We start from the raw sequence: 13203 nt of genomic DNA, 5'->3' as shown, positions 1-13203 counted from the left end.
ATTAATTACGGTAAAAAAAATAATTCATCGATGAAGTTCAAATTATATATTTGAGCTAGATCTCACTTATGTTGAATAATTAGATCTGTGTGCTGTCTACTCCTCCTATATTAAGTGATCTACCTCTTTAAAACACCATTCTGTATATTTTCTACTCCCCTCTAGTCCCCCTTAATTAACTTAGGGGCGGAGGAAGTCAAATTTGTCATCCCCTCTTAATATTGACCCCGTTGAAACGAATCAGGGGAAACCCTAAACCTCTCTATCTTACGACTACCATTACTGCCTTTGGTTGCCGCAAGAGAGCAAAAATATAAAAACCTAAAATAAATCGTCCTTAATGGAGTTAAGAATGAAAAAAGTAAGTTTGATTGCTGTTGCAGTGGCAACTACATTAGCTGCTGGCTCTGCGTTCGCTGTAGATTTTAATGGCTACATGCGTGCTGGTACTGGTATTAGCGGTAACGGTAACGGCGACGTATCAGTAAATAAAAACGGTATTGGTCGTCTAGGTAACGAAAATGACAACTACTACGAGTTTGGTCTAGCTGAAGAACTAAAAACTGGCGAGCAAACGTGGCGCGTAGAATCTATGATTGCTCAAGGCAACAACGGTTCTAATGGTTGGGAAGACGGTGATTTCAACGTTGCACAATTTGCTGTTAAAGCTAAAGGCGTGATCGCTTCAGACAAAGAAGCAACGCTTTGGGCTGGTAAAACATACTACCAACGTAAAGATATCCACATCACTGACTTTTACTTCCTAAACACGTCAGGTACCGGTGGTGGTATTGAAAACTTATCTATTGGTGACCAGAAGCTTTCTGTTGCGCTGATTCAAGACGGTGACCACGACGAGTCTACAGGTTACATTTTTGATGCTCGTCTAGCGAACATTGGCCTATGGCAAGATGCATCTCTAGAGCTAGCATTAGCGTACAACTTTGCAACTGACTCTGATGATAAGAGTGAAGAAGCGGATGATGGCCTACTAGCTTCTGCGATCATTCACCAAGGTATGGATAACGGTTTCCACCAAACTATCCTTCAATACGGTACTAACGGTTACGGTGTTCAGGCGGCTAACTTCTGGGGTTCAGGTACATACTACGCTCGTGGTACTGAAGCATTCAACGATGCATCTGGTTTCCGTTTGATCAACTGGGGTGTAATGAACCTAGGCGAATCTTGGGAAATGGGTCACCAACTAGCATACCTATCTGGTAGCGACATCGGTGGTGCTGATAAAGATGGTAACTACACAAACAAAACTTTCGATATCGACCAATACTCAGTTGTAGTTCGTCCAATGTACAAGTGGAACGACACTATGCGTACAATCTTCGAAGCTGGTTACAACGCTGGTGAGCGCATCATTGGTGGCGAAACCAACCCACTGACGGGGCTAGCGACCGAAGACTTCGGTAACGCTAAATTCACAGTAGCTCAAGCTTGGGCTATGGGTGACAGCTTCTGGGCTCGTCCTGAAATTCGTGTTTACGGTTCTTACATCCTAGATACTGAAAACAAAGATGCATTCAACGGCGACGATACTGAGTACGTGTTCGGTATCCAAGCTGAAGCTTGGTGGTAAACACTTAGCTTAACCAATCCTAAACTGTCCTAATTCATAGCCGGCTCGCGTCGGCTATTTTTTTAAGGAATGTACGATTAAGTTGATCGTTCCCTAGGTGAATAGTTCTCTTTGTGGTAATTAAAGTTAGTAAATTTCTTAAAAAAATAACAAGAAGGAAGGGTTATGTATTTTAAAGCTCTAATGTTGAGTGGTTGTGTTGCGTTGGCCGGTTGTCAATCTGCACAAGTAGTCGAGCAAGTGCAAGTGGCACAGGCTGAACAAGTTAACTCTATTGCTGGTCTTCAATTTGCCCCGATGAAGCTTCCAAGCTCGGCAATTTTCGATGTAACACCAGACAGTCAAATTTTAAACTATCAGGGTATAAACAGCCCTGTAGTAGCGATCGAGCTACCAGCGGATCGCGGTGAATACTCTATTAAGATCACCAGCATGATCGGTGATACAGCATTTGTGCCGAATGCCGTGATTTACGATAAAAACGGTCGCGAGTTAGAGCGTTATGGCAAAGAGAGCTTCGAATACGCGAAGCCTAGGTTGCATTTGGGCAACCGTCTTGTTGCAGAAAATGATTTTTACCCACCGACAACTGCTGAATCTGTTTACTTAGTTATCTATACAGAGCAAGAAGATCTTGGTGGTTTTACTGATGTCATTCACCCTGCACGTTTAGATGCGGAAGGCCGCGGTAACTACCTGCCAGAAGTAGAAGACATCCCCGTTCCAAACGCGAATGTCGGTAAGATTGAAGTGACTATTGATAGAGTGGGCTTCTTCTCATTTGGCTCTAGCAGTGAATCTAACGCTAAACCAGCGGCAGCAGCTAAGGTTGAGACTATTCAACCAGAAACACAAACTTACTACCATAATGCCATTCAAGCAGCAGTAGACGCAGACAATATTCCCAAAGCACTTAGCTTATTAGATGAAGCAAAAGCCCTTGGTATAGAAGGTGCACAAGAAGCCTTTGTGCGAGCCGTCAACGCCAAGTAATATAGATAAAGGGTTCCTTTAAAAGTGCAATGCTTGTAAGTTAAGCATCGGTTAGCATCTTCTAAGGAACCCTATCGAATACCGCTTTAATGTATATGCTTTTTATTTGCAATGTTCAGCAACTTTCTCGCCTAAAGGGACTTCTGTATTTTCGCATTTTGATACGTGACCAGTAGTCGTTTCCCCTGCTTTATCCGTTTCCATATATTGATCAACATTACCGTTGCTTTCAAGTGTTTGCAGTGCCTGTTTGTGCGCGGCATTTTCAGCTTGTATTTGTTGCGTTGTTGCAGTGCTAGGAGTATGTGCCAGGGCGCGAGCAGCGTCGGTAGATTCTACAAGATCAGTGGTATTAGCCAAAGCCATCCCGCCCATCAATGCTGTAGTCACGATGCCCATTTGGATGGTTTTGATGATATGTTTACGGTTCATGGAAGTTTTCCTAATCAAAATTTAACGACACCGCAAACAACTGCGGTGTTTTGCTGTTGATAGAATATTACATCGAGAATTGAATGTATTTTAATCGTAATTGTAGGGCGTAACCCTTCAAAAAAGGCTGCCAGGATTAATTCTGTTCACTTAAGGGAGAGCGGCATTCCTACTATGATATATCGTTAAGATTTGGTTTTAACGGTTCTAAGGAATATCCTTTCCCTTTAGTTCTAAGTTTTCAGCCATGTAATCGAATGTAGGGGCTATAAAGTATGGTTGGAAATGCCCCGAATTTTAATGGGCGATGCAGTTGTTTATTATTTGCTTAAATCTGCTGGGTTCAATAGTTGTAAAAAAGGGAGACTGACGTCTCCCAAAGGCTAGCTTTCGCTGGTTTTATTATCTTTTTATTAGAATCTAAGCTTTATAGTTTAATTCTTGGTTACTGAAACAACTGGACCATCTACATCGTCATCCAGCTCGTGAATCGCATTCAGAGTGAATGTATAGCTACCAGCTTCTGTTACGCTTAGTTGGCAGTTACCATCAGTACCTAGGTCGATTGATCCATCAGCAAGTTCAAGAGAGTCGCAACCTAAATTAGGCGTTGCCCAATCTGCATCGGCAAACTTGAAGTTATTTTCGCCCACTTCCAAATAACCAGTTACAGAGTACACTCCATTAGCAACAAAGTTCATTGCCCAAGCATCCGTTGCGCCCCATCCATTCATGTCACCTTTAACGTAGACGGTTGTTTGGCCGTACGGAGGAATGCTAGATACATCCTTGTCTGAGTTATCAACCGGCAAACCAGCGCCTTGAGCACCGTTTTGTGCTTGTACAAACACAGCTGTCGTTAGTGCAGGGACTGTGAAGGTTTCAGCGGCGAAGCTTGCACCTTTCACTGTGTCGTCAGCCGAGTTTTGTTGAACGTCATGAAGTGTAAAGCCGGTTGCTCCTGTGATTTTGAATGATTGAGATTTATTAGTTGAGTTTACAACTGCCACAATCGCATCATTTGCAGGGTCAAGATCGTCGCCCGCAGACACGCCATCATCGATCGACATGACAATCAGGCCTTCGACTTGATCTTCGCCAACGTTACGGAAGTCGACACGCTTCATAACTTCGTCAGCTGTATCTAAGCGGAACAGTTCGCTTGAGCTACGGATCTTTAATAGCTCTAGGAATTGCTGCTTAGTTAGCTCAATGTCGTCTGAGTCTGGTTTAGCCGCGCTGTCAGCAATGATTGTTTTGATCAGATCCCAGTTTGCACCATCTTTATCTTCACGAGGTAAGCCAACATTCCAGTTGTTGTCCGTCCCATCAAACATGACGCGGTTGTACCAGTCACCAGAATCGTAAGAATCGCGCTGCATAGACTTAGATCGTAGCAGTTCAGAACCCATATGGATGAATGGTATGCCTTGGCCTAGCATCACGGTAGAAAGCGATACAGACTGCATACGCGCACGCTCTGCAGAGCTAGTACCAGTGGCGATCTTGTAAGCGTTGTTATCCCAAAGTGTTTGGTTATCGTGTTTGGAAACGTAAGAGATGTTCTCGGAAGGCATCTTGGTGTAACCAGCTGGCGCGCCGTTGTAATCAACGTTTTTACCCAGTTTGGTATCGCCTTTGTAATCAATCAGTACGTATTCTGCGAGGTTACCTGCCATACCTAAACGAACAAGGTCTTGGTTATGTAAACGACCATTGATCGAATCTTGATCAACTTTGGTTTCTTCGTTGGCAATCGCTGCGTTACCAAAGCCTTGGTTAAAGCGAAGTGGGTGGTTCCCTTCTGAGTCGACACCACCATCGAATGGGCTACCACCACGAACGGCGTCACGCAAACGGTCTGAGAAGGTACCGATTTCTGTACCTGCCATGTTGATTTGGTTCGCTTGATCGAAGCGGGCGTTGTTGGCGACTTCACCAAAGTCCCAGCCTTCCCCGTAGAACAGAGTATTCGGGTCGATTTTGCGCACTTCTTCCAATGCTTCGACCATTACATCTTTTGGCTGGTGGCCCATCAAGTCAAAACGGAAACCATCCACTTTGTAGTCGTCAGCCCACACCTTAAGTGAGTCGACCATCAATTTACCCATCATCAGGTTTTCGGTCGCAGTGTTGTCACAACAAGTCGAGTTTTCTACGCCACCAGTGTTGACGTTAAGACGGTGGTAGTACCCAGGGACAATCTTATCCAGTACCGACTTATCGTTCACACCAGACGCATTGGTGTGGTTGTATACCACGTCCATGATCAGCTTAAGATCCATGTCGTGCGTAGCTTTGACCATCTGACGGAATTCGAGAATACGCTGAGAACCATTAGGATCGGTCGCGTAACTTCCCTCAGGAACTGTGTAATGGAATGGGTCGTAGCCCCAGTTGAAGCTATCAAGCATACGAAGGTCATTCATTAATGCTTGTGCGTCACCCGTTGAAGGGTCATAACCATCGAGTACGTCTTCGATGACTTTGTTTTCGTCTTCGCTTCCACATAAGGTAGCTGTCGGTTTTACATCACACAGTTTTCCTACGGTGTCGGTGATATCAACACGGCTCGCGGCATCTTCATCGACGGTAGCGATATCAAATGCTGGTAAGATATGCAGCGTAGTTAAACCTGCTTCTTGGAGAGCTTGTAGGTGTTTGACCGACTCACGATCGGCTTCTGTAAGAGCGAGGTACTTGCCATTTAGGCTAGCTGTGCCGAGCTTATCGCTGAAACTAAAGTCACGTAGGTGTGATTCGTAAAGTACGTGGTCTTCGTCTTTCTCTACGGTTGGTCGTTGGTAGTTGTCCCAGTTCGCTGGTTTCAAGGTTGAATCATTCAGGTCAATCACTTGAGAGTATGCTGAGTTCTTTGACAAACTGAGAGAGTATGGGTCTGTCACAAGGCGAGTTTCGATATTGCCTGTGGTTGGGTGATAAACCTTCACTTGGTAACGGTAATAACTGTTCACTGCATTAGACACGGCATCAGTCGCCCAAATGCCTGTCTCAGTGTTTTCCGTCATCGGGATTACTTGTGAACTTAGCAGATCTTCACTGTATAGAACGAGTTCTACATCTTGCGCGGTTGGTGCCCAAAGCTTGAAGGTCGCCGCACTGCCTTCAACAATTGCGCCTAGTTCTTCAGCCATTGCATTACCAGCATCTTCGCTAGCAAATACCGCATCAAGCACACCAGGTTTTTGAACCTCAGTTGAAGAGATAACATCGCCATTGGCATTGTAGGCAACAAAAATTATCTGAGATTTTAAAATAGTGCGAAGTGTGCTGTCGTCAACATCGATAGCTAGGGCAGGTAAGCTTGCAAGGTGTCGGAAACGCTCTTTCAATTCAGAAGATAGTTCTCCGTCTTTGCTTAGTTCAATTGCAGTTCCACCGACAATCTCTTTGTCATCGTTCATTGTGATGCTGTTGTCTAGTGCATAGAAAAGCTTCACAGAGTCTGCATTGCTAGCCGCTTCCCAACCAATTGTGGTTGCATCTAGCCAGTGTGCTTTTTGACCATCAATATTGACTGGTCGCTCTGAAATAGGGTCGTAGTACAACTCGCTGCTGCCATGGAAACCAAATACGCCTTGTGAATCGCCAAGCTTAGTTAACTCGACTTTAGAATTGGCACTGCCAAATGCTTTCTCATCACCATTGTGCAAGATGAAGTTCATGCATTTGTGTGGGTCAGAGGCATCTGGGTCAACTTTCAACACATAATAGGCACCGTAAGTATCGCTGATACCATCATATTCGTAAGGGCTGTTCCAGTCGGTTCCGGTTTCACTTAATCCCATGCCGACTAAATCTGTGCTGGTACAGCCTTCACCATTCCAAAGGTGCAGCCCCCAACCGTCGTAAGTTGAGCCAGATGAGCTGGCAGCGGCAACATCGCGTTTGTAGTAAATAACGACTTCGTTTTCAGCTGCAGGGTATAAACCACTGTTGCCAGGGGCTGTACCGTTGTCGCTATCATTATCACTACCACAACCCGCGATCAAAGTAGCGGTGAAGAGCGGTAACATTGCTTTGGCCAATGTAGAGCGTTTGAAGCTCTTCTTTTTGGTATTGTTGAAGGTATTTCGTAGAGAGATAATTTTATTAATATTTATGTTGTTCACGTTTTGATATCCATATTTCACTTTTTATGAAGATGAATATCCTAGCTTTAACCAAGGTCAACTATTTGTGATGGCTATGTATAAAGTTATTTTTAATATATAAAAATAGGAAACCTAGTGTCAATATCACGCTTTGTATTTGGTTTAAGTTAAATTTATTGGATCAATGACTCATTTGCATAATATCAATAATGTAAGGCGTAGAGGCTAGGCGTAGTTAATAAGGATGAGAGCTCATCCTTATTATTGTGAGTAATATATCGAATTGAGAGAGTGTTAATTTAATGTGGAAATTAAGTTATTTATCAATTAGCTAAAAGCGAGCTGTGCGGTAATTTATATTGATAGGTATATCATCCATTTAAGGATAACACCCAAGCCAAAGACGCCAGCGGTTTCAATTCAATATTAAAACTGCCAACACTGTTCTCAATGTCGAGCACTTGTTGCGCTATGCCTTCAATATATTCATTGAGTATGTAACGACCATCAACTAATTTGAGTTTTTGGATTACATCACTTGGAATCTTAAAGTGAATATTTTCAGTGGTATGTTGGCTGAAATTAGCTGCAACAATGGTTAGCTCTTGGTGGTCAGAGCGCAGAAATGCGTAGACTGAATCACTTAAGTTACAGCACTGGTGTAAGTCTTGGTAATCACCTGTTATCGATGAGTGCTCTAGCGAAAAGTTCATTACCTTTTGATAGAAGTGACGCAGCTGCTTTTCGTTTTCGTCTAATAGCCCGCCATCGAATGCGCCGTGGTTCATCCACTTTTGGTGTTGTGGGACTCCGATGTAGTCAAATATGGAAGTTCGTGAGGGCTGTCCAAAGCCTGCATTCTCCGCGCCCGGTTCGCCGACTTCTTGCCCAAAGTAGATCATGGTTGGAGAACTACTCAATAACGCGCTGACTAGCATTGCAGGCTTCGCTATATTTGGGTCACCTACAAATTCAGGAGACGCGATGCGTTGTTCATCATGGTTATCCAAGAAGTGCAGCATGTGATGTTCAATATCCATCATTTGATGTTGGATTTTGGGGATGATAGCCGTGGAAGTATTGCCTAGCATGATGTCTTTTAGACCGTCGTACAGATCTACTTTGTCATAGAGGTAGTCCATTTTGCCTAAGTGGATATAGTCGCGATATAAGTCCGGTTGGTACACCTCAGCCATTAAAAAGGCATCTTGGTTTTTCATCTTTATAGATGAATTAAGGTAGCTCCAAAATTCGACTGGAACCATCTCAGCCATATCGTAGCGAAACCCATCAACACCTTTATTCAACCAAAACAAGGCGATATCTCGGAATTTAGCCCAAGAGTTAGGCACATAAACAGATTCCCAGAAACGGAAATGATCCATGTAATTGCGTTGAGCATAGTCACTCGGTAGTTCAGGGAAGTCTTTTGAACCGTCTGGTCGCATGCCATAATTGATTTTCACCGTTTCATACCAATCATCGAAATTAGGCTTGGCTAAACGTGAGCCGTTACCTGTCCATTTGGCGGGCGTCTCTATAAACGGGGAGTTTAGGTTGGGATGCTGTTCACCACCTAGCGGCGTAAAGGCGGGCTCTATGTCTGGCAATTCAAAGGTGCTGTTGGGAATGTAGTAGAAGTTATTGTCTTTGTGGTATTCCAGCGTTGTGTCATCTTGAGCGCCGAAGTCACTGACACCTTCTGGGTTGTTTAAGCCTTTATAATGACGCGCAACGTGATTCGGTACGATATCGATAATCACTTTTAAACCATTGTCGTGACTTCTTTTGATTAGTGCCTCGAACTCCTCTAGTCGGCATTCAGGGTTGTCTGCGAGATCTGGGTTTACGGAATAGTAGTCTTTGACGGCATATGGTGATCCCGCACGGCCTTTTACCACGCTAGGGTGATCGTCTGAAATACCAAGGTGCTTGTAGTCATTGATGAGCGCATGATGTGGCACTCCGGTATACCAAATATGAGTCATACCGAGTTTGCGGATTTCAGACAGCGCTTTGTCGGTAAAATCACTGAACTTACCGACGCCATTTTGCTCGATTGTGCCCCATGGAACATGTTGGGTGTTTTTATTGCCAAATAAACGCGTAAAAACTTGGTAGATGGCGTACTTTTGGTTGTACATATTTATAATTCCTTTAACTTCCATCATGTTATGTAGGGATGAAAGGGCTTGTTTATTCTTTGCAGGCTAACCGAATTACAATATGCCTTACTCATCCTTATCAAAATCTACAGGGCGTAATCGCTACAGTATGTGAGCTGTTGCCCAAAAGGAGTCATGTTGTCTTCATCTATTCAAATCGTTATCACCTATTTGGTTCTGGTGGCGGTATCTGTGTTGTTTGCAGAAAGTTCTAAAGCGCTGTTGGTGTGGTATTTGGTTATCGGTGTGGTGACGTTTTTTGTGTACGCGAAGGACAAGCGAGCAGCGATCAATGGCAATTGGCGTGTGCCAGAGAAAACCCTGCATATTTTTTCTGTTGCTGGTGGTTGGCTAGGGGCGTTGATCGCTCAAGATAAGCTGCGTCATAAAACGCAGAAACAGCCGTTCAGAGCGATATATTGGGTGACAGTGGCAGTGAATGTTGCGGCGTTTGTGTGGACACTAACCCCGAGCGGGCAGGCGACGTTTGGACGTTGGCTTAGCGAGGTTATTGGATACTTGTAATGAAATTGATGGCTAGTAATCACTTACTAACCATCATAGGAAAGCTATTTTGTTATAACATCGGAATCGTTGAGGCTAACAGCAAGCCTGCCATACCGTAGTTGAAGCTTTTGATACGGACTGGTGTTGTTAACCAGTGTTGCAGTTGTTTACCTGCCGCTGTCCAGAATGTCACGGATGGTAAGTTGGCGAGCGTGAAGATACCTGCGATGATCGCAAGCTCCCACCATGAACTACCGCTGCTATAAACAGAAATGGCTGTCAGTGCCATTGACCAACCTTTCGGATTAACCCACTGAAAACTTGCCGCGCCAATGAAGGTCATCGGTTTATAAGCTTCAGTGCTTTTAGCTTTTCCACTCTTTGCTATTTTAATCGCTAGGTAAACCAAGTAAGCAAGGCTCAGGTACTTTAATATTTGGTGCGTAACCGGATAAGCGTTGAAAATACCCATTAAACCGAAGCCAACCAGCAGCAACATGGCTGCAAACCCTAGAGCAATGCCAAGCATGTGCGGAATAGTGCGGGCAAAGCCAACATTTGCTCCTGATGTCATAAGCATGATGTTATTTGGACCCGGCGTGAAGGTCGAGACGAACGCAAACAAGGCAAGTGCGCTCAGTTGTTCTAAAGGCATTATGGTTCTCCAGCAAAAAAATGAACGAAGTGACTGACCGGTCATGACTTTCACGTGTTGAGAAACATAGTAGGTGGAAAGTGGGGCAATTATGTGCTTTTATTTCCTCTATTATCACTAAATGCACAATAATAAGTACTTATGGACAGATTTGACGAAAGGATATTGCAAGAGCTTAAATTGGACGGCAGAATCTCCAACATTGAGCTTTCAGAACGGATTGGCTTGTCGGCTTCTGCGACCTTAAGACGCGTCCAGGATCTTGAGCGTAAAGGCATCATTCAAGGTTACCGTGCGGTTCTGGATAATGGGCTAATGGGGGTCGGTTTTATTGCTTATGTTTCGATTGGGTTATCAAGCCATAGCAAAGCGGCTCAGCTGGAGTTTGAACAGCACGTCAGTATGGAAAAGGAGGTAGTGGAGTGTCACAACATTACCGGTGCCAACGAATACTTGCTAAGGGTAGAAACCAAAGATCTACCGGGCTATAAGAAGTTTCATGCCGATGTGCTTGGGGAATGTGCTCAGGTGCAATCTATTACGACCATGGTTGTGATGGATACACCCAAAGACGAACGCTAGTCGAGTTTTAATTCAGGAGAGGCACAGTGCCAAATACCAATCAGTTGTTATTGTTCTTAGATGTGGTTCAACAAGGGTCGTTTACCAAAGCGGCAACCTTACATGACATGGACAACTCATCACTCTCTAAACAGATCAAAAAGCTCGAGCAAGATTTAGGTGTTCAGCTGCTTAACCGCTCTACACGCTCGTTTTCGTTGACTTCGGCCGGGGAAGATATTCTCGCACAAACCTATGTGCTGAAAGACACCATCAATCAGATCCAAGGAATTGCAGATTCATACCAGTCTGAACCCAAAGGTGTGCTACGAATTACTTCACCGATCTATTTTGGGCAGCAATATTTGCAACCTATCATCACTCAGTTCATGAGAAAGTACCCAGATGTTCAGATCGTACTCTCACTAGACGATAAGATCGCCAACATCATTGCCGGGCAGTTTGATATCGCGTTTCGCTTCAGTAAGCTTGTTGAATCGAATTTGATTGCGAAGAAGATTGCCGACAGTAACTTCATGTTGGTCGCATCGAACGATTTTGTGAAGGAGCACGGAGAGCCGAAGACGCCACAAGATCTACTCGCGCTACCCGCGGTGATTTATACCAATGGCGATATGACAGTCGATCACTTGCGTATCAGTGAAGAGCCGCATGGTAATACCTTTCAAAGCCTGACGATTCGTGGCAACTATAAGGTGAGTGATGTTCGCACCATGGTCTCTTGCGTAAAAGATGGCTTAGGCTATGGCTTCCTTGACCAATCAAACCTGTATGCCTCAATGAAAGATCTGGGCTTGGTTACGTTGCTTCCAGATTACCCGATTTCAACGATTGATACTGCAATCTACGCTGTGTATCCGCACCGTAAACAGACCAAGCTGGTCAAAGAGTTCATTACGACGGTTCAAGACTATATCGGCTCTCCGACGATTTGGGAGAAGATGCAGCAAGGTTAGTTGTGTTTCTAATAGTTCAAACTAAAAAGGAGCCAGATCGTCACACGATCTGGCTCCTTTTTAATTGTTCCGGCTATCACTGATTTACAATGTAAAGCTTAGCTATAGCTGGCGTGAACGGCTCATATTCACTAATACCTATTAATGCTCATGAATCACTTCTTTACCACTCGGATAAGCTTTGGTACCTAGTACATGACCATCAACTTCTTTGCCATAGTAACCTTGGTGATTGTGGTAGCGCTTAGCATTGCTAGCAACATCACCCTTGTATCGAGGATCTTGTGGGCGTTCATGACTATTCACAAATGCAGCCACATCCCATGCATCTTGAATCGAAAGTTGCTGGCTCTTTCCAAGCGGCATGTTTTCATAGATGAAATAGGCAGCGGTGTTCACCCGGTGCATACCCGCGCCCCAGTTATACGCGTTTTCGCCCCACAATGGTGGAAAGTATGAACGTCCGTCAGCCCCTTTAATACCTTCACCATTTTGACCATGACAGGTTTGGCAGTTGGTTTGGTAAACCTTTTCACCACGCGCTATCGATGGCTCTTGTTCAGGATTATCAATCTTAGGATAGCCACGCCCTGCCAACTTACTGCGGCCATCGATTGGGTATTTGCTTAACAGCTCTTCAGGGAGAGGGAAGCTTTCCGCTTTACCACCGACTTGTAAGTCGGCATCGCTAATCTCAGGAACGGGTGTATCTTGCATGCCGTTCTTGTCTAAGATGCCGCCCATCGCCAGCCAGTATGAATACGCCGTCAGTGCGACCATCTCTTTTGAACCCTCAGCCGGTGGCAGACCATTCATTGAGTAGGTGAAGCAACCTTGGATACGTTCTGCGTAGCTGTTTACCTTGTCATTCTTAGAACGATACGCAGGGTAGGCCATGTACGCACCCCAAAGAGGTGCTGCGTTAGGCTTCATGCCCGCTTGCATGTGACAGTTTACACAGTTTTGTTCATTGCCTACGAACGTACCACGCATCTGTTGTGAATCGACAAACAGGGAATAGCCCAGTTTTACTTTGTCACCAAATTCCCCAGCAGGGATATCAACCAAGTCTCGTGGCACCAGATATTTGTTATCTTGAGGCTTCTCAACGGCGGGCAGTTCGGTTTGGCGATCTGGCAACTCTGCTTCGGCATAAGCGATTCCAGAGGCAAGGGTTGCGGTAATTAGAAGTAATGTTTTCATG

The 13203-nt window shown here is 44.6% G+C and carries 10 protein-coding genes; 5 read left to right on the top strand and 5 right to left on the bottom strand.

All coding sequences use genetic code 11. The features are described 5' to 3' along the window. Positions 1-352: 352 nt before the first annotated feature. Together lamB and AB6E52_RS10090 are read left to right on the top strand one after the other, a co-directional pair. Complete coding sequence (gene lamB, locus AB6E52_RS10095) at positions 353-1594, top strand: maltoporin LamB (RefSeq protein WP_198594323.1); 1242 nt, start codon at positions 353-355, stop codon at positions 1592-1594. Positions 1595-1759: 165 nt separating this feature from the next. Then, positions 1760-2587: a MalM family protein gene (locus tag AB6E52_RS10090; protein WP_017058852.1), complete on the top strand. Its 828-nt coding sequence runs from the start codon at positions 1760-1762 to the stop codon at positions 2585-2587. Between the two features lie 102 nt (positions 2588-2689). On the opposite strand, the gene AB6E52_RS10085 is transcribed toward AB6E52_RS10090, so the two are convergent. The 3 genes from AB6E52_RS10085 to AB6E52_RS10075 form a co-directional block, all read right to left on the bottom strand. Next, complete coding sequence (locus AB6E52_RS10085) at positions 2690-3019, bottom strand: hypothetical protein (RefSeq protein ID WP_017058851.1); 330 nt, start codon at positions 3017-3019, stop codon at positions 2690-2692. A 434-nt stretch (positions 3020-3453) separates the two neighbouring features. Further along, positions 3454-7152 (bottom strand): pullulanase-type alpha-1,6-glucosidase, encoded by a 3699-nt coding sequence (gene pulA, locus AB6E52_RS10080; RefSeq protein ID WP_102320680.1) that lies wholly within the window; start codon positions 7150-7152, stop codon positions 3454-3456. A 353-nt stretch (positions 7153-7505) separates the two neighbouring features. Further along, complete coding sequence (locus AB6E52_RS10075) at positions 7506-9278, bottom strand: alpha-amylase family glycosyl hydrolase (RefSeq protein ID WP_102320679.1); 1773 nt, start codon at positions 9276-9278, stop codon at positions 7506-7508. A gap of 156 nt (positions 9279-9434) precedes the next feature. On the opposite strand from AB6E52_RS10075, the gene AB6E52_RS10070 reads away from it, so the two are divergent. Then, on the top strand, positions 9435-9824 hold the full coding sequence (locus AB6E52_RS10070; protein WP_102320678.1) for a DUF1294 domain-containing protein: 390 nt from the start codon (positions 9435-9437) through the stop codon (positions 9822-9824). Between the two features lie 52 nt (positions 9825-9876). Here the strand turns inward: AB6E52_RS10070 and AB6E52_RS10065 are convergent, their stop codons facing one another. Continuing rightward, the gene (locus AB6E52_RS10065) at positions 9877-10461 is read right to left on the bottom strand and encodes a LysE family translocator (RefSeq protein ID WP_102320677.1); all 585 of its coding nucleotides are present in this window, start codon (positions 10459-10461) and stop codon (positions 9877-9879) included. A 141-nt stretch (positions 10462-10602) separates the two neighbouring features. Between AB6E52_RS10065 and AB6E52_RS10060 the strand changes: the two genes are divergently transcribed. Further along, on the top strand, positions 10603-11043 hold the full coding sequence (locus tag AB6E52_RS10060) for an Lrp/AsnC family transcriptional regulator (protein WP_009845852.1): 441 nt from the start codon (positions 10603-10605) through the stop codon (positions 11041-11043). A 26-nt stretch (positions 11044-11069) separates the two neighbouring features. Beyond that, entirely contained in the window at positions 11070-11999 is a 930-nt protein-coding gene (locus tag AB6E52_RS10055) for a LysR family transcriptional regulator (protein ID WP_017058846.1), read from the top strand. Positions 12000-12140: 141 nt separating this feature from the next. On the opposite strand, the gene AB6E52_RS10050 is transcribed toward AB6E52_RS10055, so the two are convergent. Next, positions 12141-13202: a c-type cytochrome gene (locus AB6E52_RS10050; protein WP_102320676.1), complete on the bottom strand. Its 1062-nt coding sequence runs from the start codon at positions 13200-13202 to the stop codon at positions 12141-12143. Position 13203 lies beyond the last annotated feature (1 nt).

The sequence above is a fragment of the Vibrio sp. 10N.247.311.13 genome (assembly GCF_041467595.1).
In the GTDB taxonomy this organism is placed as follows: Bacteria; Pseudomonadota; Gammaproteobacteria; order Enterobacterales; family Vibrionaceae; genus Vibrio; species Vibrio crassostreae_C.
Note: the sequence above shows the minus strand (reverse complement) of the source record. Positions and strands in the feature narration are given on the sequence as shown.